The sequence below is a fragment of the Aeromonas sp. 102P genome (assembly GCF_051920345.1).
Taxonomy (GTDB): domain Bacteria; phylum Pseudomonadota; class Gammaproteobacteria; order Enterobacterales; family Aeromonadaceae; genus Aeromonas; species Aeromonas veronii.
Genome location: NZ_JBQBCZ010000001.1, coordinates 2,916,836 through 2,938,413 on the forward strand (window position 1 = coordinate 2,916,836; position 21,578 = coordinate 2,938,413).

At 58.4% G+C, this 21,578-nt stretch carries 19 protein-coding genes and 1 pseudogene; 9 read left to right on the forward strand and 11 right to left on the reverse strand.

What is annotated here, in order from left to right; genetic code table 11:
• Positions 1 to 43: 43 nt before the first annotated feature.
• Genes ACTG1K_RS13650 through yceD form a run of 4 tightly spaced genes read right to left on the reverse strand, consistent with a single transcriptional unit; the run spans position 44 to position 2,748 of the window.
• Positions 44 to 1,003: a beta-ketoacyl-ACP synthase III gene (locus tag ACTG1K_RS13650; RefSeq protein ID WP_042655782.1), complete on the reverse strand. Its 960-nt coding sequence runs from the start codon at positions 1,001 to 1,003 to the stop codon at positions 44 to 46.
• Between the two features lie 7 nt (positions 1,004 to 1,010).
• Complete coding sequence (gene plsX / locus ACTG1K_RS13655) at positions 1,011 to 2,030, reverse strand: phosphate acyltransferase PlsX (protein ID WP_425856717.1); 1,020 nt, start codon at positions 2,028 to 2,030, stop codon at positions 1,011 to 1,013.
• A gap of 9 nt (positions 2,031 to 2,039) precedes the next feature.
• Positions 2,040 to 2,207 (reverse strand): 50S ribosomal protein L32, encoded by a 168-nt coding sequence (rpmF, locus tag ACTG1K_RS13660; protein WP_005300935.1) that lies wholly within the window; start codon positions 2,205 to 2,207, stop codon positions 2,040 to 2,042.
• Between the two features lie 19 nt (positions 2,208 to 2,226).
• The gene (yceD, locus tag ACTG1K_RS13665) at positions 2,227 to 2,748 is read right to left on the reverse strand and encodes a 23S rRNA accumulation protein YceD (RefSeq protein ID WP_005345553.1); all 522 of its coding nucleotides are present in this window, start codon (positions 2,746 to 2,748) and stop codon (positions 2,227 to 2,229) included.
• A gap of 119 nt (positions 2,749 to 2,867) precedes the next feature.
• Here yceD and ACTG1K_RS13670 point away from each other — a divergent pair, with 119 nt between their 5' ends.
• Entirely contained in the window at positions 2,868 to 3,449 is a 582-nt protein-coding gene (locus ACTG1K_RS13670) for a Maf family protein (RefSeq protein WP_440005725.1), read from the forward strand.
• A gap of 100 nt (positions 3,450 to 3,549) precedes the next feature.
• Here the strand turns inward: ACTG1K_RS13670 and ACTG1K_RS13675 are convergent, their stop codons facing one another.
• Complete coding sequence (locus ACTG1K_RS13675) at positions 3,550 to 4,212, reverse strand: HAD-IA family hydrolase (RefSeq protein ID WP_440005727.1); 663 nt, start codon at positions 4,210 to 4,212, stop codon at positions 3,550 to 3,552.
• Positions 4,212 to 5,156 (reverse strand): 23S rRNA pseudouridine(955/2504/2580) synthase RluC, encoded by a 945-nt coding sequence (gene rluC / locus ACTG1K_RS13680; RefSeq protein ID WP_202034840.1) that lies wholly within the window; start codon positions 5,154 to 5,156, stop codon positions 4,212 to 4,214. The genes ACTG1K_RS13675 and rluC overlap by 1 nt, the downstream gene beginning before the upstream one ends.
• Before the next feature lie 413 nt (positions 5,157 to 5,569).
• Between rluC and rne the strand changes: the two genes are divergently transcribed.
• Complete coding sequence (rne, locus tag ACTG1K_RS13685; RefSeq protein ID WP_440005730.1) at positions 5,570 to 8,656, forward strand: ribonuclease E; 3,087 nt, start codon at positions 5,570 to 5,572, stop codon at positions 8,654 to 8,656.
• A 66-nt stretch (positions 8,657 to 8,722) separates the two neighbouring features.
• On the opposite strand, the pseudogene ACTG1K_RS13690 reads toward rne, so the two are convergent.
• Both ACTG1K_RS13690 and ACTG1K_RS13695 read right to left on the reverse strand, forming a co-directional pair.
• Positions 8,723 to 9,597: pseudogene (locus ACTG1K_RS13690) on the reverse strand (IS3 family transposase); the annotation flags it as partial.
• Positions 9,598 to 9,715: 118 nt separating this feature from the next.
• On the reverse strand, positions 9,716 to 9,988 hold the full coding sequence (locus ACTG1K_RS13695) for an acylphosphatase (RefSeq protein WP_005345583.1): 273 nt from the start codon (positions 9,986 to 9,988) through the stop codon (positions 9,716 to 9,718).
• 82 nt (positions 9,989 to 10,070) lie between these two features.
• Here ACTG1K_RS13695 and ACTG1K_RS13700 point away from each other — a divergent pair, with 82 nt between their 5' ends.
• The 3 genes from ACTG1K_RS13700 to ACTG1K_RS13710 all read left to right on the forward strand — a co-directional run bounded on the left by ACTG1K_RS13700 (position 10,071) and on the right by ACTG1K_RS13710 (position 14,338).
• Positions 10,071 to 11,501, forward strand: coding sequence for a methyl-accepting chemotaxis protein (locus tag ACTG1K_RS13700; RefSeq protein WP_101530588.1), 1,431 nt, complete (start codon positions 10,071 to 10,073; stop codon positions 11,499 to 11,501).
• Positions 11,502 to 11,614: 113 nt separating this feature from the next.
• Complete coding sequence (locus ACTG1K_RS13705; protein WP_101530589.1) at positions 11,615 to 12,808, forward strand: class I SAM-dependent methyltransferase; 1,194 nt, start codon at positions 11,615 to 11,617, stop codon at positions 12,806 to 12,808.
• Positions 12,809 to 13,153: 345 nt separating this feature from the next.
• Complete coding sequence (locus ACTG1K_RS13710; protein WP_101530590.1) at positions 13,154 to 14,338, forward strand: acyltransferase family protein; 1,185 nt, start codon at positions 13,154 to 13,156, stop codon at positions 14,336 to 14,338.
• Between the two features lie 34 nt (positions 14,339 to 14,372).
• Here the strand turns inward: ACTG1K_RS13710 and ACTG1K_RS13715 are convergent, their stop codons facing one another.
• Positions 14,373 to 14,801 (reverse strand): GNAT family N-acetyltransferase, encoded by a 429-nt coding sequence (locus ACTG1K_RS13715; protein WP_101530591.1) that lies wholly within the window; start codon positions 14,799 to 14,801, stop codon positions 14,373 to 14,375.
• 405 nt (positions 14,802 to 15,206) lie between these two features.
• Between ACTG1K_RS13715 and selD the strand changes: the two genes are divergently transcribed.
• Genes selD through ACTG1K_RS13735 form a run of 4 tightly spaced genes read left to right on the forward strand, consistent with a single transcriptional unit; the run spans position 15,207 to position 18,390 of the window.
• The gene (gene selD, locus ACTG1K_RS13720) at positions 15,207 to 16,244 is read left to right on the forward strand and encodes a selenide, water dikinase SelD (protein ID WP_101530592.1); all 1,038 of its coding nucleotides are present in this window, start codon (positions 15,207 to 15,209) and stop codon (positions 16,242 to 16,244) included.
• Positions 16,241 to 17,347, forward strand: coding sequence for a tRNA 2-selenouridine(34) synthase MnmH (gene mnmH, locus ACTG1K_RS13725; protein ID WP_440005733.1), 1,107 nt, complete (start codon positions 16,241 to 16,243; stop codon positions 17,345 to 17,347). Before selD ends, mnmH begins: the two co-directional genes overlap by 4 nt.
• Before the next feature lie 52 nt (positions 17,348 to 17,399).
• Positions 17,400 to 17,726 (forward strand): hypothetical protein, encoded by a 327-nt coding sequence (locus ACTG1K_RS13730; protein ID WP_440005735.1) that lies wholly within the window; start codon positions 17,400 to 17,402, stop codon positions 17,724 to 17,726.
• A gap of 19 nt (positions 17,727 to 17,745) precedes the next feature.
• The gene (locus ACTG1K_RS13735; RefSeq protein WP_101530594.1) at positions 17,746 to 18,390 is read left to right on the forward strand and encodes an MBL fold metallo-hydrolase; all 645 of its coding nucleotides are present in this window, start codon (positions 17,746 to 17,748) and stop codon (positions 18,388 to 18,390) included.
• A 189-nt stretch (positions 18,391 to 18,579) separates the two neighbouring features.
• Here the strand turns inward: ACTG1K_RS13735 and rnd are convergent, their stop codons facing one another.
• Entirely contained in the window at positions 18,580 to 19,692 is a 1,113-nt protein-coding gene (gene rnd / locus ACTG1K_RS13740; protein WP_058059758.1) for a ribonuclease D, read from the reverse strand.
• Positions 19,693 to 19,800: 108 nt separating this feature from the next.
• The gene (gene fadD, locus ACTG1K_RS13745) at positions 19,801 to 21,477 is read right to left on the reverse strand and encodes a long-chain-fatty-acid--CoA ligase FadD (RefSeq protein WP_100647250.1); all 1,677 of its coding nucleotides are present in this window, start codon (positions 21,475 to 21,477) and stop codon (positions 19,801 to 19,803) included.
• Positions 21,478 to 21,578: the final 101 nt, after the last annotated feature.

Sequence of the window (21,578 nt, forward strand, 5' to 3'; positions counted from 1 at the left end):
TGAAATCGGTGACGGGATGATGGGCGCACCATCCCGCCGAAGATCAGAGGCGAACCAGCGCCGAGCCCCAGGCAAAACCGCCGCCAAAGGCTTCCAGCAGTACCAGCTGACCCGGTTTGATCCGGCCATCCCGCACCCCTTCATCGAAGGCGACAGGGACGGACGCAGCAGAAGTGTTGCCGTGCTTGTCGAGGGTCAGTACCACTTTATCGAGGCTCATACCCAGCTTCTTGGCGGTGGCACTGATGATGCGGAAGTTGGCTTGATGCGGCACCAGCCAGTCCAGCTCGCTCGGTTCGATGCCAGCAGCGGCCAACGTCTCGGTTACGATCTCGCTCAAACGGGTGACCGCGACCTTGAAGACATCGTTGCCCTTCATATACATGTAGGCTTCGAGCTCGGCACCCGGCATGCCGCGACGGGGATGAGGCAGCTTGAGCAGCTCGCCATAACGGCCATCGGCATGAAGATGGGTAGAGAGGATACCCGGCGTCTCGCTGGCACCGACAATCACAGCCCCTGCCCCGTCACCAAACAGGATGATGGTGCCGCGATCTTGCGGATCGCACATGCGGGAGAGCACATCGGCCCCGACGACCAGCACATGGCGGGCAGCGCCGGATTTGACGAACTGATCGGCAATGGAGAGTGCGTAGGTGAAACCGGCGCAGGCTGCAGCCACGTCAAAGGCAGGAATGCCCGGAACACCGAGCAGCCCCTGCAGCTCGCAGGCGGCAGCCGGGAAGGCATTTTCAGCACTGGTGGTGGCCAGCACTATCATATCGAGATCGGCAGCGGTCAAACCGGCAGCCTCCAGGGCGCGCAGGGCGGCCTGGTAAGAGAGGGTGGCAACGGTCTCGTCAGCACCGGCAATACGGCGCTCACGGATACCGGTGCGTTCCACGATCCACTCATCACTGGTCTCAACCATCTGCTCGAGATCGGCGTTGGTACGCACTGAACTCGGCAGGTAGCTGCCAGTACCCAGAATTTTGCTATGCATAGAGTTCTTATAGATCCCTGTCAGAGAAGACAGCTTCAAGGCGATCTGCTATTTGCAGTGGAAGTTGATGTTTGGCCTCTTGTGCGGCCAGCAGGATCGCATTACACAGAGCGCGCCGTTCGGCCCGCCCATGACTTTTTACCACAATGCCGCGCAATCCTAACAGACTTGCCCCGTTATACTGGTCGGGGTTCAGGTAAGAAAAACGCCGTTTGAACATAAATCCGGCGATCCGGCCAAGAAAAGTGCGTTTCTTGCGGGGATATCCGGCCAGCTGGGCCATCATCCGCACCACCCCTTCTGCCGTCTTGAGGGCGACATTGCCGACAAAACCGTCGCAGACGATCACGTCGCTGTCGCCGCTGAAGATGCGATCCCCTTCTACAAACCCGACATAATTGAGCGCGTGGCACTGACGCAACAATTCGGCGCTGTGGCGCACCAGATCGTTGCCCTTGATCTCCTCCTCGCCGATGTTGAGCAAAGCAACACGGGGGGATGCAATGCCTTCTACCTTTTCGGCCACGACAGAGCCCATCACGGCAAACTGCAACAGGGTATCGGCATCGCAACTGACGTTGGCGCCAAGATCCAGCATCACGGTGCGCTTGCCACTCAATGTCGGCAACGCCTTGATAAGGGCGGGTCTGTCTACCCCTGGCAAGGATTTGAGCACGCACTTGGCCATCGCCATCAGCGCACCGGTATTGCCGGCACTGACGCAGGCATCGGCCTCACCGGTTTTCACCAGATTGAGTACCACCCGCATGGAGGAGTCTTTTAGAGTACGCAGCGCCACGATCGGTTTATCGCCCATGCCAACCACTTGGGATGCATGTACGAAACGGACTCGGGGATGATTCAGCAAGCCATGTTGCTGCAGCAGAGAGGAAGTCTGGTGCTGGTCGCCGACCAGGATCAGTTTTAGCTGGGGTAAAAGAGACAGTGCCTGCACGGCGGCAGGCACTGTTTCCGAGGGGCCAATATCTCCCCCCATGATGTCTAGCGCGACAGTTTGCGTAGACAAAGGCAATCCTTAAGCGATTACCTTTTTACCGCGGTAGAAACCATCGGCAGTCACGTGGTGACGACGATGAATTTCGCCACTGGTCTGATCAACAGTCAGGGCAGCGGTGGTCAGCGCATCGTGGGAACGACGCATGCCACGCTTGGCACGGGTTTTACGGTTCTGTTGTACGGCCATTGTAGGCTAACTCCTAAATTCACTTACGTTTAAGCTCTTCAAGAACTGCAAAGGGATTCGGCCGCTCATCAGCAGGTTCGATTTCACCCCAGGTCATCTCCATGTTTCCTCTCGGGCATGCATCCAGAGAATGCATTGCGACTTGAGGCAACGAGAGGATGAGTTCATCCTCCAGGATTTGATGAAGATCTATCTCGCCGTTTTCGTCCAACTCAATGGGCTCATAAGCTTCCGGCAGTTCTTCCTCGTTTGTTCTTTCGAACAGCGGAGTGTAGATAAATTCAGCTTCACAGAGGTGTTCGAATGTCTCTCCGCAACGTTGGCAAACCAGATCAACCTTGGCATGGGCAGTGCCTTTCATAACGGTCAACTTCTGGACATCTTTGCCAAAGTGCAGTGATACCTCGATATCACTCTGCAAGCCAGCGGTTGATTCCTCCAGCCTGGGCATCTGCGACTTTTCCACTATCCCGATGTAATCGAGCAGCTTCAAGGCACTACGGACTGGATCAACCTTAACGGGCAACTTCACCTTTTGCATAGGGCGCGAATAATATAGGTCCAACAACTGATAGTCAAAGGAAAAAGTCCTTACCGCCGATGATTTTAACGTCACAAGTCCCTAGAATGCCGGTACCTGCTTTCATCGGTAACTCGATTATGCCACAGAATCTGATCCTCGCCTCAACTTCTCGCTATCGCAAAGCCCTGCTGGAGAAGCTCGGCCTCCCCTTTGAATGTGCCGCGCCCGATGTGGATGAACGCCCGCTGGCTGGCGAATCCGCCGAGGCGCTGGTGGCCAGACTGGCTCGTGCCAAGGCAGATGCCATCGCCGGGCAACGTGATCGCGGCTTGATCATCGGATCTGATCAGGTGTGTGTCTGCGATAATCACATCCTCGGCAAACCGGGCACCATCGACAATGCCATCGCCCAGCTGATGGCGGCTCAAGGTCGCAGCATCACCTTCTACACCGGCCTGTGCGTGGTGAATGCCGCAACCGGTGAGGCTCATCAATTGGTGGAGCCTTTCACCGTCCATTTTCGCAACCTCGATGAAGCCGCCATTCGCCGCTATGTAGAGGCAGAATTGCCCCTAGATTGTGCGGGCAGCTTCAAATGTGAAGGAATGGGGATCGTGCTGTTCAAGGGGCTGGAGGGGCGCGATCCTAACGCCTTGATCGGTCTGCCACTGATCGGCCTGATCGAGCTGCTGGTGCGCCACGGTATTGCCCTGCCCTGATTGCGGACGAATAGATAAGCTAGAACGAGAATATAAAAAGTCCGGTCGATACACCGGGCTTCTGTTATCAATCAGATTGATGTCTGTTAAAAAGAGGCGTCTACAACAGCGCGCGAAGAGCCGTCATGGAGTCCACCACCGCCACAGGTCCGTGACGACTGAGGGCATCCCGACTATCTACACCCCAAGTAACGCCGATGCGCGGCATGGCAATTGCCTCGGCCATCGCCATATCGTGAACAGAGTCGCCGATCATGACGGCCTGCCGGGGTGACAGCCCCAGCTCGGCCAGGATCTGCTCAAGCATCAGCGGATCAGGCTTGGAGCGAGCCTCATCAGCCCCGCGACTGGTTACAAACAACGGGCGCAGTCCGGTCTCATCCAATACCCCATCCAGCCCACGGCGTGATTTGCCGGTCGCGACGGCCAGTTGCAGCCCTCGTGACCGCCAATCATGCAGCAACTCCCCTGCCCCGGAAAACAACGGGCTGGGGGTGGCATTGTGCAGATAGTGATGACGATAGCGATCGATGAGTGCGGCAATCTGGCGCTCATCAAAGGCACTACCACTGCCACTACTTAAAGGGAATAGGCGGGACATGGCGACATCGAGGCTCAATCCGATGATCTGCCGGATCTGGGCTGGTGCAGGAACCGCCAGCTCACAATCTCTGGCGGCCCCCTGAACACAGGCAACAATCCGGCCCACCGAATCCATCAGGGTGCCGTCCCAATCGAAAATGGCGAGCCGGATATCCTGCATCAGCGTGACAGGCCGTTGAGGAAGTTGTCGAGTTCAGGTGCCAGCGGCGCTTCTACCTGCATCTCGCGACCATCGGCCGGATGGGTGAAGCTGAGCTTCCAGGCATGCAAAAAGAGCCGTTTCAACCCTTGGCTGCGCATTTTCTCGTCAAACGCCGCTTCACCGTACTTATCGTCACAGGCGATCGGGTGACCGGCATGCAGGGTGTGCACGCGGATCTGGTGAGTTCGGCCTGTGATGGGGCTGCACTCGACCAGGGTCGCTTCGGCGAATTGACGCACGATGCGAAAGCGGGTCTCCGAGGGCTTGCCATCGGCGCTGACCCGCACCACCCGCTCGCCAGACTGCAGATCGTTCTTGCGCAGCGGTGCATTGACCACTTTGACGTGAGCCTGCCATTTGCCGCGTACCAGCGCCAGATACTGCTTGCGCATGGTCTTGACGCGCAACTGTTCATGCAGGCTGCGCAGGGCGCTGCGTTTTTTGGCAACCAGCAATACCCCAGAGGTGTCGCGATCCAGTCGATGAACCAGTTCGAGGAAGCGGGCTTCCGGACGCAGGGCGCGCAGCCCCTCAATAACGCCAAAACTCAAGCCGCTGCCACCGTGTACTGCCATGCCGGAGGGCTTGTTCAGCACGATCATGGCATCGTCTTCAAACAGGATCTGGCTCTCCAGACGCTGGATAACACCGAGGTTGGCTGAAGGCAGCTCATTCTTCTCGGCAACGCGCACGGGGGGCACCCGCACCTCGTCACCTGCGCAGAGTTTGTACTCCGGTTTGATGCGCTTTTTGTTTACTCGCACTTCACCTTTGCGAAGGATGCGATAGATCAGGCTCTTGGGGACGCCCTTTAGCTGAGTCTTGAGAAAATTGTCGATGCGCTGCCCGTCATGCTCAGCTTCGATGGTGAGCAGCTGCACTTGTTGTTGTATCTGTGTCATGGCGCGGATTTTAACACTGCCAGCGCCCCTTGGCTGCATGGTTTGTTGAAAAATGGCGCCTTGCTATAAAAGAGGTTTAAATGGGATAATAAACAAGGTTTTGTCATTGTGTTCAAGCCTTGTACTAAGTGGCCAAAAAGTATGCCACCCAATCCCGAAACACCGTGTATACAAGAACATGACGGTTCCCGGGTGCGAGGTACAACGCATGGAGAACACAAACATCACCGTTTATTTGTCTCCATTTCGGCATCCTTATTCATTCCTTCTCGAGAAGTGATGACCAGAACGCCCTTAGTTTGCGCCTCATGCATACCCCAACCGGGAGGTTGCCCCAGTATGCTGAAGACCCGAGGCCGGCGCTGGCAGGACCCAGATGGAGGAAATCAAAATGACACAATAATGAGAACTCAATGAAAAGAATGCTTATCAACGCAACTCAAGAAGAGGAGTTGCGCGTAGCGCTGGTTGACGGACAACAGCTCTACGATTTGGATATTGAAAGTCCGGGACACGAGCAGAAGAAAGCGAACATTTACAAGGGTAAGATCACCCGCGTAGAACCCAGCCTTGAAGCTGCTTTTGTCGACTACGGCGCCGAGCGCCACGGTTTCCTGCCGTTGAAGGAGATCGCCCGCAATTACTTCCCCTCCGGTTACTCCTATCAGGGTCGTCCCAACATCAAAGAAGTGGTCCGCGAAGGTCAGGAAGTTATCGTCCAGATCGACAAGGAAGAGCGTGGCACCAAGGGTGCAGCCCTCACCACCTTTATCAGCCTGGCAGGTAGCTACCTGGTACTGATGCCCAACAACCCCCGTGCCGGTGGTATCTCCCGCCGTATCGAGGGTGATGAGCGGACTGAACTGAAAGAAGCCCTGAGCGGATTGACCGTGCCGGAAGGCATGGGCCTGATCGTACGTACCGCCGGTGTGGGCAAGTCGCCAGAAGAGCTGGAATGGGATCTGAACGTTCTGCTCAACCACTGGGACTCCATCCACAAAGCCTCCCAGGAGCGCGCCGCGCCGGTGCTGATCCATCAGGAAAGCAATGTCATCGTGCGTGCCATCCGTGACTATCTGCGTCGCGATGTGGGCGAGATCCTGATCGACAATCCGGTGATTTTCGAACGCGCCAAGGCCCATATCGAGCTGGTACGTCCCGATTTCCTCAACCGTGTGAAGCTGTACAAGGGTGAAGTTGCCCTGTTCAACCACTTCCAGATTGAAAGCCAGATCGAATCAGCCTTCCAGCGTGAAGTGCGCCTCCCTTCCGGTGGCAGCATCGTTATCGATCCGACCGAAGCACTGACCTCCATCGATATCAACTCCTCCCGCGCCACCAAGGGCGGCGATATCGAAGAGACGGCGCTGCAAACCAACCTGGAAGCGGCCGACGAAATTGCCCGCCAATTGCGTCTGCGCGATCTGGGTGGCCTGATCGTAATCGACTTCATCGACATGACGCCGGTTCGCCATCAGCGCGAAGTAGAAAACCGTCTGCGTGAAGCGGTTCATCAGGATCGCGCCCGCATCCAGCTGGGCCGTATCTCCCGTTTCGGTCTGCTGGAGATGTCTCGCCAGCGTCTGCGTCCTTCCCTCAACGAGTCCAGCAGCCACATCTGCCCCCGTTGCCAGGGTCAAGGCGTGATCCGTGACAACGAATCCCTCGCCTTGTCCATCCTGCGTCTCATCGAAGAAGAGGCCATGAAGGACAACACCGAGCAGGTTCACGGCCAAGTGCCGGTGGATGTTGCAGCCTATCTGCTTAACGAGAAGCGTGCCGCCATCGCCAGTCTGGAACAGCGAAATGATGTGCGTGTTTACATCATTCCGAACCAGCATCTGGAAACCCCGCACTACGAAGTGACCCGCATTCGTCAGAACGAGATCCCGGAAGCGGCCAGCTATGAGCTGAAAACCGAGATTGCCAAGCCGGTCTACCAGCCGAAGCAAGCTCAGGTGATCGAGCGTGAACAACCGCTGCTGCAAGGCTTTGCCCAGCCGACTCAACCCGCGCCAGTTGCAGCACAGCAGCAGACAGCCCCGGCCGTTGCCGCTGCACCTGCCGAAGCAGGTTTCTTCAGCAAGCTGATCAAAGGCATTACCGGCCTGTTCAGCAGCGATGCAGCACCTGCCGACGTGAAAGCGCCCGCCGAGAAACCTGCTGCTCGTGAAGCACGCAAGGATGAAGGTCAACGTCACCAGCGCGAAGAAGGTCGTGGCCGTGGTCAGCGTCCTCGTCGTGACGACAATCGTGGCAACCGCAACAATGCGGAAGCTGGCGAGAAGCGTGAAGGTGGCAACCGCGAAGCCGGTGAAAACCGCAATCGCCGTCCCCGCAAAGAGCGCGAGCCTCGTCAGGAGCGTGAAGCTCGTGGCGAAGTGCGCAGCGAACAGCGCATGGAACGTGAACCCCGTCAGGAGCGCGAACCTCGCGAGCCGCGCCAGGAACGTGCGCCACGTCCAGCCCGTGAACCTCGTGCTCCCCGTGAGCCGCGCGCCGAAGTCGTTGTTGAAGCGGTAGATACCGCCGATGCAGCTGCTGCCCAGCCACGTCAGGAGAAAGAGCAGAAAGTGGCCGAGCGCCGCGAACGTCGTCAACTGCGCAAGCAGATCCGCGTCGATGTCGCCGCTGCTGACACCCCTGCCCTGCCTGCTGACGAAGTACCAGCGCAAGCTGAAGTGATCGATGCCACCGTGGGTAACGAGCAGGAAGAGCAGAGTGAAGGCCTGCGCCGTTCACGCCGCACTCCGCGCAGCCAGCGTATCGAAGGTCAGCGCCGCAAGCGCATCAACGAAGATGCCCGCAGCCAACGTGATGAAGAACAGCAAGAGACCACCACTCTGACCACCGCAGCCCAGGCAGATATTTCCAAAGCGCAGGTTGAAGAGCCGGTAGTGCCTGTTGTTACCATCCCGAGCGCTGAAGCCGTCGCTGCTGCCCTGCAAGCCTCTGCTGCACTGACCGAGCATGTGGTTGTCGAAGCCGTTGCTGAAGAAGCTGCCGAGCAGGCTGCTGCCCAGGTCGAAGCAACTCAAGCCGATGTGATCGCTAGCCCGGTTGTTGCAGAAGTCGTGGTTGCAGCAGAGCCGGAAGTTGCCGTTGTCACCGCTCAGGCTATCGACGTGGCGGCTGCTCAAGTCGTTGAAACTGCTCCGGTGGTTGAAGAGGCCCCTGCTGTCAGCACTCCTGCTGTGGAAGCTGTAGCGGTTGCCGTCGAGATGCCAACTGCGGTTGTCGAAGCCCCGGCACCTGTCGCTGCGGTTGCGGTGGAAGAGACTCCGGTCGTGACCAAACAGGTAGCTCACGGTGCTGGCCTGCTGGCTCGTGCCCGCAAAGCATCCGCCCCGATGGCAACTCCTGCCGAAGCCCCTGCCCTGCCTGCTCGTGAGCCGGTTAACTACCCGCCGCTGGTACGCAACGAAGTGAGCACATCAGGTCGTCATGGTGGCAGCACAGCCGCCGTCAACGTGGCCACCTGCCCGGCCGGTCGCCCCTAAGCAACCCGGGTTGATCCCCTAAACAAAAGCCACACCAACCGGTGTGGCTTTTTTATGCCAGTTGTCCCAGAAGCTTTCTATCGGGGCATTGTCGAAGCAGTTCCCCTTGCGTGACATGGAGGTCTGCATGCCAAATTGTACCTGGAGAGCCCGGTAAGCCTTGACACAGTACTGACTGCCCCAGTCTGTGATGGATAAGCCCTACGGGCGGCCTCTTCTGCTGCACAGCCCGAAACAGCGCCTGACTGACCAACCCGGTGGTCATTCGCTCTCCCATCGCATAACCCACTATCTCACAGGTAAACACATCCTTGAGACCAGCCAGATAAAGCCAGCCTTCGTCAGTGGCGATATAGGTGATATCACCGGTCCAGACTTCGTTGGGCTTCGTCGGCGCAAAGACCTGACCAAGGAGCTTCTCCGCCACAGGCAGGGAATGAGCAGAATGGGTTGTCGCCTTGAATTTGCACTTTTGTTTGCAAGACAACCCCATTTCACGGCGCAATCGCCCAATCCGGTCCCGTCCGGCGTAAAATCCTTCGGCGGCCAACTCAGCTTGTAAACGCGCTGCGCCATAGGTCTGGCGCGTCTTGCTGTGAGCAGCCCGAATGGCGAGCTGAGTCGTTCATCTTCTCACGCGTACTTGGCAGTGACTCCTGAGCAAAGTACGCGGCGGCCTTTTTTATGATGTCGCGCTCCATGTTGGCTTGTGCGAGAGCTTTGCGTAGCCGGGCCACTTCAGCCTCCAGCTCGGCGACAGAACGCGCTCCGGGAATGGCCGATGTATCCTTTCCTCCTTTGGCTGCGACCACCCAGTTGCTCAGTGTGCCTTTGGCAATACCCAACCTTCTGGCGGCTTCAGCTTGGCCAAGGCCTTGCTCCAACAGCAGTCGAACCGCCTCTGCCCGAAACTTTGGTGAATAGTGTTCTCTCGATTTCATTAAATACCCCCGATTGTCTCATCGTAACAATCGGGACTGTCTGTGAAAATCAGGATACCTCACTAAACGTGATGCTGTGAATTAAGGAAAATAATATAGTAGTCTTCCCCCTAGAACCTCAGTTGGTATGAAAGCCCTGGCCGGTGGGCGGCAGCGCCTCTTCATACTCCATCCGGGTCACCCTGGCGGTGCGCGGGCCATGCTCCAGCCAACCCAGCATCATCTGCACCCCCTGCGCGGGGCCGCTGATGAGGATCTCCACCGAGCCATCCTCCAGGTTGTAGGCATGGCCCCGCAAACCCAGTTGCAGCGCCCGCTCACGGGTGAAATAGCGAAATCCCACCCCCTGCACCTGCCCCCACACCCGAATGACAAACGATTGCTCTCCCATTTCTCACACCTTCCGCTTAAGAAAAAAATTCCCGAGACGATAATGTGCCCGACACTCTATCTCTGCAGGATGCAGCTCCATTATGAAAGAAGTTAAATTCCGGTGGGTTGACCGCTATCTCATTCACCTCACCATCAGTGAAAAATTCCATATCGCGTTCTGGTTACCTCTCTTCATCATCGCCTTTCTCAGCTGGTATATGCTGGCGGCCAGCCATCAGCAGGAGATCTCCCTGCGGGTAGCGCAGTTGCAGCAACGGGTCGAGACCACGGCGCAGCTGGTCAGCCAGCAGCCCACTCTGGTGTTGCCTGCCGATCTGCGTCTGACCCGGCAAGGCAGCAGCGGGTTGCAGCAGCAAGGAGATCACTACCTCTTTACCGCGCCAGCGGGTCAGGCGGGCTACGTCACCGGTGATCTCGATACCGGCAACCTCTCCATGTGGGAGGGTCAGGGCTCGACCCTGCTCCTCATCGGCGCGCTGGCCGCCCTGATGGCGCTGGTGATCCACTACATGATGACCTTTGTCTCCGGTGCGCTCTACTCCACCAACAAGGCGCTGCAAACCGTGGCGGACGGGGATCTCACCTTCCGCCTCAACTTCTTCCCGGTGCGGGACGAGTTCTCCACCCTGGCGGGCAGCATCGACCGCTTTACCGACCGCCAGCACCAGATCGTCAAACTGGTGGAGGAGTCTGCCGAAGCGCTGACCATGGCCGCCGACGAGTTTCGTGACCATGCCCGCGAAGGCGAGACCATGGCGCGTTCCCAGCGCCAGCACATGGATTCACTGGCCACTGCCATGGAGCAGATGTCGGCAGCGATCCGCGAAGTGGCGCGTAATGCCAACGACACCCTGCAACAAACCCGCCAGTCGAGCGAAGAGGCGGCCAATGGCGCCAACCGGGTAGCCCGCACCATCGAAGCGATCCGCACCCTGGCAGACGAGATTGGCAACGCCTCCGGCGCGGTCGAGCGGCTCACCCACAACGCCAACCGGATCAACGAGGTGGTCAACGTCATCAACGCCATCTCCCAGCAGACCAACCTGCTGGCCCTCAACGCCGCTATCGAAGCGGCCCGGGCCGGTGAGCAGGGTCGCGGCTTTGCGGTGGTAGCGGATGAGGTGCGTACCCTCGCCAGCCGTACCCAGCAGGCGACGGTGGAGATCCAGCAGATGATCGAAGAGCTGCAGACCGGTACTGGCGCGCTGAACGAGATCATGGAGAAAACCGTGGGGCGTGCCGCCAGCAGCCAGCAGCTCATCAGCGAGGTGGGGCTCGATATCGAGAAGCTGAGCAACCACAGCGATGCGGTACTGGAGATGAGTACCCAGATCGCCACCTCCAGCGAAGAGCAGAGCTCGGTCGCCGCCGAGATCACCCACAATCTGGATCAGGTACGCCATGAAGCGGCCCAGGTGGAAGAGTCTGCCAGCGCCTCGGTAGCCGGTACGCAGGGACTTAAAGCCACCGCCAGCGAACTGACCCAGGCACTCAAGGGGATTAAGCTCTGACCGTATTAGGTGTCAGATCAGGGCAACCCCATCCATTACACAGGGTTGTTTGAGTTTTACCTGCGGGCCACATAGAATGTGGCCCCTTTTCTTTCTACCATCGGCAAACATCCATGAGCGCTTCCATCTATCTCGTCAAAGGCCGCGAAAAATCCCTGCTGCGTCGCCACCCCTGGATCTTCTCCAAGGGGATTGAGCGGGTTCAGGGCAACCCCATTGACGGCGATACCGTCGAGATCTATGCCAACGATGGCAAGTGGCTCGCCCGTGGCGCCTGGTCAGGCAGCTCCCAAATCCGTGCCCGGGTCTGGACCTTCGACAAGGATGAAACCGTCGATCTCGACTTCTTTATCCGTCGCCTCAAATATGCGCAAGAGTCTCGCGATCCGCTGATCAAGCGTCAGGGTCTCACCGGCTATCGCCTCTGCGCCGCCGAATCCGACGGCATGCCGGGTCTGACCATCGACCGTTATGCCGATTTTCTGGTGTGCCAGATCCTCTCTGCCGGTGCCGAGTTCCAGCGTGAGCTGATCACGCAAGCACTGCGTACCCTCTACCCAGAGTGCAGCATCTATGAGCGCTCAGATGTGGCAGTGCGCAAGAAGGAAGGACTGAAAGAGCGCACCGGCGTCATCTATGGCGAGACCCCGAGCGAGCCGGTGGTCATCGAAGAGAACGGTGGCGTCAAGATCCTGGTGGATATTCGTAACGGCCACAAAACCGGTTTCTATCTGGATCAGCGTGACAACCGTCAGGCTGCCGCCAAGTACACCGAAGGCAAGCGGGTGCTCAACTGCTTCTGCTACACCGGCGGTTTTGGCGTTTATGCCCTCAAGGGCGGCGCCAAGGAAGTGGTCAACGTCGATCTCTCCCAGAATGCGCTGGATATTGCCCGCCAGAATGCCGAGCTGAACGGGCTGGATACCAGCAACACCCAGTTTGTCCGTCACGACGTGTTCAAGCTGCTGCGGGAATATCGTGAGAAGGGCGAGAAGTTCGATGTCATCGTGCTGGATCCGCCCAAGTTCGCCGAGAGCAAGGCCCAGCTGCTTGGCGCCTGCCGTGGCTACAAGGACATCAATATGCTGGCGTTCCAGCTGCTGGCGCCGGGTGGCGTGCTCTTGACCTACTCCTGCTCCGGCCTGATGGAGCAGAGCCTGTTCCAGAAGATCGTCGCCGATGCGGCGCTCGATGCCGGTCGCGATGCCCAGATCCTGGAGCTGCTCTCCCAGGCCTCCGATCACCCCATCGGTACCGCCTATCCGGAAGGCTTCTACCTCAAGGGTCTGGTGGTACGCGCCCGCTGATCGGCAACCACCCTCCCCTTGTGATCAATCAGGCCCCTTGCGGGCCTGATTGCTTTGCATCGTATGGTGCCTGAGCCTGACGCTCGCCCCGATTCCCCCTCTCTGCTTTATTGGTGTTTCCTCCCCTCCTCTTTTGCTGCCAGCGCCCCACTTCTTCTCTGTTTAAATTACTTTGCACAATAACTGCACATTTATGATTCAAATCACACCCGTATGACTCTCTTTTCCGTAGTGTGATCCCGCCTGCGGCAGACAAGCCGGGGCAACCGACCCGTCAGGAGTGATAGGCGGTACAACAACATAAATCGATGTCAGGCCAAGCTGAACATCACAAGGGATCCCATTATGAATCAATCATTGCCGCTGTTAACGCCGCTGCGGGGCATCGCTGCCCTGATGGTGGTGCTGTTCCATGCCCGCTTGCTGCTCTTTCCCCAATGGATGGAGTCAATCGCAGGCCACACCCAACTCATCGAGAATGGCTACCTCTGGGTCGACTTGTTCTTTATTTTGAGCGGCGTAGTGCTGGCCCATGTCTATGGGGAGGCCTTCACCCACACGCCCCGCACCGTGAGCTATGGCCGTTTTCTCTGGCTGCGGCTGACTCGTGTCTACCCCCTCTATCTGGTGACCCTGCTGTTGCTGGTTAGCTGGGAGCTTTACAAGGCGCGGCACGGGGTGGGCTTCTATGCCGGCCCCTTGTTCAAGATGTGGGAGTGGGAAGGGATGCCGCCTTTCGGCTCCCCCTTCACGCCAGCCGAAGCGCTGCCGAGCGCCTTCCTGCTGCTGCAGGTGGTGACCGATCACGGGTTGACCTGGAACTTCGCCGCCTGGTCGCTGAGCGTAGAGTGGATTAGCTACCTAGTGTTCCCGCTGCTTATTCCGCTGGCGGTGACCCGCAGTCGCTGGAGCCATCTCGTCCCCCTGCTAGCACTGACGGTGCTGGCCTTTATCGTAAACAGTCGCGGCACGCTGGATGTCACCAGTGGGGCGCTGGCGGTGGGACGCGGGGTAAGTGAATTTGTGCTCGGCCTCTGGCTGCTGCCAAGGGCCAAGGCTGCAAAAGGCATGCCCATGATGAAGCGGGATCTGCCGCTCTTGATCGCCTTTGTGCTGCCCTTCGCGCTGATGCAGTTCACCATGACGCCGCAGCTGACACTGCTGCTGATCAGCTCCTACGTGCTGCTGATCTGGATTGCCGCCGCCCAGGGGGAGCGCCGGAGTCCGCTGCTGCGCCTTTTGGATAGCCGCTTCACCAACTGGCTGGGGGATCTCTCCTACTCCATCTACCTGCTCCATGCGCTGGTACTGCTCACCGGCTGTGAGCTCATCCACTATCTGGCGCCGGGGCTCACCGCGTGGTGGTATGCCCAAACCAATCCGCTGTTGGGGGTAGTGGCAACCTTGCTGATGCTGGCGGTGCTGATCGGGCTCTCTTCTTTAAGTTACAACCTGCTGGAGCGACCACTACAACGGCGCCTGCGCCGCTGGGGCAAGTCACGGCAACCGACGCTGGAGCGGGCCGGATAAGTTAATCTCGCCCTGTCTGGATGAGTTGACGGTTTTATGCCAACTCATCCAGTACCAGTTCATCCAGACTGCTCATCACCCAAGCGCTCGGGTGCTGGCTAAATCCGAGCTTGGGGTAGTACGCCACCGCCTGCGGTGCGGCCAGCAGGATCAGCTTGCAGCCGGGCTGCAATTGCAAAAACGTCTCGCGAATAAGGGCTTTGCCAATCCCCTGCCCCTGCACCGACTCGGCCACCGCCAGATCCGAGAGGTAGCAACAAAAATGAAAATCGGTCACTGAGCGGGCCACACCGACCAGGGTCTCGTCCTGCCAGGCGGTGATCAGCAAATTGGCATTATCCAGCATGCCCTGCAGGGTGGCCGGATGGTCCAGCGGCCGTCTCGCCCCCAGCGAGGTCTGCGCCAACAACGCCGCAAACTGTGCCGTGGTGATGGGGTGGTTAACCAAAAATGTGGTGGTCACTAAGCTCTCCTGTTGTAGATCGGCAGTTGCGTGCTGTTGGTCTCTTTGACGTTCTCTTTGCCGCATCTGTACTGCAATCATTCAGTGCGCGCCGGATCCAGACCGATGACAGGCAAGTGAGGGCAATTCCCTGCTGTTTATGTGAATTCCTGTTCGAACCCCAAGGGGCAAATGTGGCATAATGCCCCGTCCTGTGGCCCTTGGCGGGGCTGCGCTGGCGCACCTTGTCGCCCTTTTCTTCCCCGTCCGGCCTGGCGGTCCTTCATAACTGCCAGTCATCGCTGCCCCTGTTGGCACCGAGGCCACCCATATTTGCGGCTTCTTGTCATTCTCTCTACAAGGCCGCCCATTGACCAAGACGGCTCCACAGAGCCTCTGCTCTGTTTGCAAATAAAAGGGGTAAGTATGTCTTCCATTCGTCTGACCCAATACAGCCACGGCGCTGGCTGCGGCTGCAAAATCTCTCCCAAGGTACTCGACACCATCCTCAAGAGCCAGATCCCGGGCTTCAACGACCCGACCCTGATCGTTGGCAACAGCAGCAAGGATGACGCGGCCGTGGTCGATATCGGCAACGGTCAGGGCATTGTCTCCACCACCGACTTCTTCATGCCTATCGTCGATGACCCCTTCACCTTTGGCCGCATCGCCGCCACCAACGCCATCAGCGATATCTACGCCATGGGCGGCAAGCCTATCGTTGCCATCGCCATCCTCGGCTGGCCCATCAATACCCTGCCCGCCGAAGTGGCCCAGCAGGTGATCGACGGCGGCCGTCAGGTGTGCCATGAAGCGGGGATTTCGCTGGCCGGTGGCCACAGCATCGATGCCCCCGAGCCCATCTTCGGCCTCGCGGTGACCGGTATCGTGCCTCTGAATGCCATCAAGCAGAACGACACCGCCAAGGTGGGTGACACCCTCTATCTGACCAAGCCTCTTGGTATCGGTATCCTCACCACCGCCCAGAAGAAGGGCAAGCTCAAGCCGGAACACGAGCAACTGGCCCCCAACGCCATGTGCACCCTCAACAAGATCGGTCAACGCTTTGCCGAGCTGCCGGGGGTTCACGCCATGACCGACGTCACCGGTTTTGGTCTGGCCGGTCACCTGCTGGAGATGTGCGAAGGATCCAATGTCAGCGCCCGTCTCGACTTCAAGGCGCTGCCGCTGCTGGATGAGGTGGATTACTACCTCGCCGAGGGCTGCGTTCCGGGCGGAACCCTGCGCAACCACGACTCCTACGGCCACAAGCTGGATACCATGGACGATCGCACCCGCAACATCATGTGCGACCCGCAAACCAGCGGCGGCCTGCTGGTTGCCGTGGGTAAAGAGAGCGAAGCCGAACTGCTCGCCATCGTGCGCGAAGCTGGGCTAGAACTCTCGCCCATCGGCCAGATCAAGCCCCTTGAGGGCACCCGCTTTATCGAGATTGTCCAATGAGTGAATTGCCACTGGCCACGGACTACGCCCAGATTTTTTTAGGCGATGTGCCGTTGATTGATGTGCGCGCCCCCATCGAGTTCAAGGAGGGGGCCTTCCCCTGCTCGACCAGCCTGCCCTTGATGACAGACGATGAGCGCGCCCAGGTGGGGACCTGCTTCAAGAAGCAGGGTCAGGCCGCCGCCATTGAGCTTGGACACAAGCTGGTGGGGGGAGCAGTACGTGCCGAACGACTCGAAGGCTGGCTGGCGCAGTTGCGCAAGCAGCCCGATGCCCTGCTCTACTGCTTTCGCGGCGGCCTGCGCTCGCAAACCGTACAACAGTGGCTGGCTGAAGCGGGGGTGACTCGCCCCCGCGTCGCCGGTGGCTACAAGGAGCTGCGCCGCTTCCTGATCGACACCCAGGACAAGGCCTCTGCCGAGTGCCGCTGGACTGTGCTGACCGGCATGACCGGCTCCGGCAAGACCCATATGCTGGACCACGTGGCCCAGGCGCTCGATCTGGAAGGACACGCCCATCACAGGGGCTCGTCGTTTGGTCAGCTGCCCGGCGGCCAGCCCAGCAACATCAACTTTGAAAACAACATGGCCATCGAACTGCTCAAGCGCCGCCATCAGGGCGAGCATGCCTTCGTAGTCGAGGACGAGAGCCGCCTGATTGGCCGCTGCTGCCTGCCCCTCTCCCTCCATGAGGCCATGAGTCAGGCACCGCTGGTGGTGGTAGATGTACCGCAGATCGATCGCGCCGAGCAGATCCGCGAAGATTACGTGCACGATCTCTGGCTGCGCTATCAAGCCATGTATGGCCAAGAAGAGGGATGGCCGCTGTTTGCCGCCTACCTCACCGATGCGTTGGCCCGTCTCAAGCGCCGTCTCGGCGATCAGGCCCACCGTGAGCTGGATGCCCTGATGCAGACCGCCCTCACCGAGCAGGAAAAGAGCGGCGATACCGGACTGCATCTAGCCTGGATCACGTTGCTGCTGACCCGCTACTACGACCCCATGTATCTCTACCAGCTTGGCAACAAGCAGGAGCGCATCGTGTTTCGCGGTGACAAGCAGGCCTGTCTCGACTATTTCGCCGAGCAGCAGAGTAAAACCTAAAGATTCGGAAGATGAATAGCATGCAGAATGTAGATTGAGGAGAAATGCTTGTATGACTAAGAGCGTTCAGCTATGCCTTTTAATTCTCCATGCAATATTTCCTATTGCCATGCTAATCATTTTCCCTGAATTAGGTTTTCTAACTCTGATTGTTCTTGGCATGGCCTCTGTATGCTCAGCAGGAATAATGCAGGCCGTACTAAGATTGCCTTTTATCACTGATGGTGTAAGAGCATTTGTGCTCATTGTCATTGCTACATTACCACTCACGATATGGCTTTTCTGTCCTACTGTAAGTTTCATTTTTCTGATTAAAGTTGCTTTTTGTGCCGTTATAGCTGCTGGAGTTTTTCTTTCCTTACCTAGCGATCACAACTAACTCATCTATAGGACCTCACATGTTGAAATTCGAGGTGATCCCGGTCACCCAGTTCGCCCAGAACTGCTCCCTCATCTGGTGTGACGAGACCCATCAGGCGGCCCTGATCGATCCGGGCGGCGAAGCGGACAAACTGCTGGCTGCCATCGCCAAGCGCGGCCTGACCCTGACTCATATCCTGCTGACCCACGGTCATCTGGATCACGTTGGTGCCGCCGCCGAGCTGCGGGAAAAAACAGGCGTCACCATCACCGGCCCCCACAAGGAGGACGCCTTCTGGCTCGACATGCTGCCCCAGCAGAGCCAGATGTTCGGCTTCGCCCATACCCCCGCGTTCACGCCGGATCGCTGGCTGGAGCAGGGTGACAAGGTGCAGCTTGGCCAGTGCGAGCTGGATGTCTACTTCTGCCCAGGCCACACCCCGGGTCATATCGTGCTGCTGAACCAGGCCGAAAAACTCGCCTGGGTTGGTGACGTGCTGTTTGCCGGCAGCATCGGCCGCACCGACTTCCCCCGTGGGGATCATGGGACGCTTATCAAGTCGATCACCGAGACCCTGCTGCCGCTGGGCGACGAAATCGTCTTTATCCCGGGCCACGGCCCCAGCTCCACCTTCGGCCGCGAGAAGGCGAGCAATCCCTACCTGACCCAGCCTATCTGGTGATCAAAAAAGGCAGCGGCATTAGCCGCTGCCTTTTCTTCTCTGCTCTCTTTTTCATTCTCGACTCCTGCCATCCGGCCAGCCATGTCCCCTCTGCGTTCTCCAGTTCTGCATGCCTGTTTGTCTCTTTCGCCCAATAAAAATCCCCACCCGAGGGTGAGGATTGATTTATAGGTGCAACCGTCTGGTGGCTTATTGTGCCAGCAGGTGACCGACCAGCTCATGACGCCACCCTTGCAGCAGCATCGGTTTGTCGCTGCGAGCCCGCTCTTCGTCGTTCATCCGCCAGCTCCAGGTGAAGTACTGGTGAATGATCTTCTTGCTGGCAATCAGCTCGGGCGGAATATTGCTCGCCTTGGCCTTCTCTTCCACCATGGCTTTGATGCGCTTGAGCTCGGCCTTGTACTGGGGGAAGTCCACCAGCCGACGAATGGGCTCGGGCCAGCTGTCAGGATCGCTCTGCTGCGCCTTGGCGACAATATCGAGCATCCGCTTGCCGTGGATCTTGATCTCGATGGGCGAGAGGCCGAGCTCGTTGAGATCCCGCAGGGAGGCAGGACGACGCTCTGCCACCTTGAACAGGTGCAGCTCTTTGACCACGAAGTTGAGGGCCAGATCCCGGCGCACCGCCTCTTGCTGGCGCCAGGCGGCCAGCTCACGCAGGATGGCGAGCTCGCGGCGCCCCAGTTGCCAGGCGTTGACGATGTCAAGATATGCCTGACGGGGATCGCTACCCTGGGTCTTGCGGGCGGAGTGGTTTTGGCACTCCTGCTCGAACCAGGCAAACTTGCCGCTTTCCCGCAATTTGGCCATCACTTTCTCGTAGAGCGGCATCAGGTAGAAGACATCCGCTGCCGCGTATTCGAGCTGACGCGGCGTAAGCGGGCGTGCCAGCCAATCGGTGCGCGCTTGGTCTTTTTCCAGCTCGACCCCGAGGAATTCATTCACCAGCGCACCAAAGCCGACCGAGACGCCGTAACCGAGAAAGGCGGTTGCCAGCTGGGTGTCGTGCATCTGGTTGGGCAGGTGGCCCGCCTGATGCTGGATAAGCTCCAGATCTTCGCCAGAGGCGTGCAGGATGGCGATCTGCCCTTCCCGCCCCAGTCGCTGCCAGAGGGCGGAGAGATCCAGGGTGAGCGGATCCAGCAGCGCCAGATGCTCGCCGTCATAGATCTGGAACAGGCCAAGCTGGGGGTAGTAGGTACGGGTGCGAACGAATTCAGTATCGATAGCCAGGGGAACGTCGGCCAGAGAAGCGAGATACTGCTCAAGTTCGTCTTGCTGAGTGATAAGTTGATAGTGCATCTGTGCCTGCGCGGTTGATCAGGGCCAAAAAGAAAAAACCGTGGGATGACCCACGGTTTTGCATAACGACGGTGCTGGTTTGCAGAAGCTTCTGCAGCCGCAGTCCGGTTATTGCTTGGCAATCTCCTCGTCGCGCAGTACGCGGCGCAGGATCTTGCCCACATTGGTCTTGGGAAGTTCGTCACGAAATTCTACCAGTTTCGGCACCTTATAGGCAGTCAGATGTTTGCGGCAGTGGGCAATAATCTCGTCCTCCTGCAATTTTGCATCTTTCTTGACCACAAAGATCTTCACCAACTCGCCGGAGACCTTGTGTGGCACACCGACAGCGGCCACTTCCAACACTTTCGGGTGCAGGGCAACGACATCTTCGATCTCGTTCGGATAGACGTTGAAACCGGAGACCAGGATCATGTCCTTCTTGCGGTCAACGATCTTGAAGAAGCCCTGTTCGTCGCACACCGCGATATCACCGGTACAGAGCCAGCCATCCTGCATCACTTCGGCTGTCGCCTCGGGGCGCTGCCAGTAGCCCACCATCACCTGCGGGCCACGAACCTGCATTTCGCCCGGGGTGCCGAGGGCGTGGATCACCTGACCGTTGTCATCTACCAGACGGATCTCGGTAGAGCAGACCGGCAAACCGATGGAGCCGTTGTAATCGGTCAGATCGTAGGGACAGACACTCACCAGTGGCGAACATTCGGTCAGGCCATAGCCTTCCAGCAGCGGAGTGTCGGTCAGTGTCTTCCACTTCTCCGCGACCGCGCGCTGCACCGCCATGCCGCCACCGATGGTCAGCTTGAGCTTGTCAAAGGAGATCCCCTGAAACTCTTCGTTGTTGACCAGCGCATTGAACAGGGTGTTGACCCCGGTAATGCAGGTGAAGGGGTACTTCTTGATCTCTTTGACAAAACCCGGGATGTCGCGCGGGTTGCTGATCAGCAGGTTGTAACCGCCGATGCGCATAAAGAGCAGGCAGTTCACGGTCAGGGCAAAGACGTGGTAGAGCGGCAGCGCGGTGACCACGAACTCCTTGCCACGCTCCAGCATGGGGCCGTAGACGCCGAGGCACTGCTCGACGTTGGCAATCATGTTGCGATGAGTCAGCATGGCCCCTTTGGAGAGGCCGGTGGTGCCACCGGTGTACTGCAGGAAGGCGAGATCGTCGTTGGTGATCTCCGGCTTGATGTACTGCAGGAAACGCCCCTTGGAGAGGGCCTGACGCATGGTGGTAGCGTGGGGCAGATTGTATTTCGGCACCAGCTTCTTGACGTACTTGACCACGAAGTTGACCAGGGTGCCCTTGGCCAGCCCCAGGTTGTCCCCCATCCGGGTCAGGATAACGTGCTTGATCGGGGTGTCATAAACCACCTTTTCCAGGGTATGGGCGAAGTTGGAGACGATGACGATGGCCTTGGCACCGGAATCTTTGAGCTGATGCTCCAGCTCGCGCGGGGTATAGAGCGGGTTGACGTTGACCACGATCATGCCGGCGCGCAGGATGCCGAATACGGCGATGGGGTATTGCAGCAGGTTAGGCATCATCACCGCAACCCGATCCCCTTTCTCCAGCTTCAGCTCGTTTTGCAGGTAGGCAGCAAAGGCGCGGGACTGCTCTTCCAGCCGGCGGTAGGTGATGGTTTGGCCCATGTTGACGAAGGCGGGCTGATCGGCAAACTGGGTTACCGAGGATTCGAACATCTCGACCAGGGAGCTGTATTGGTCTGGATTGATCTCGGCGGGGACCCCTTCCGGATAACGTTTCAGCCAGACTTTTTCCACAAACTTCTCCTGCATAACTAGCACCTGTGCGCTCACTGTGTTGCCTCCGTCCCGGTTCACATCCATTTTAATCGGTTGTTTTAAGCTGATGCTCTAATGCC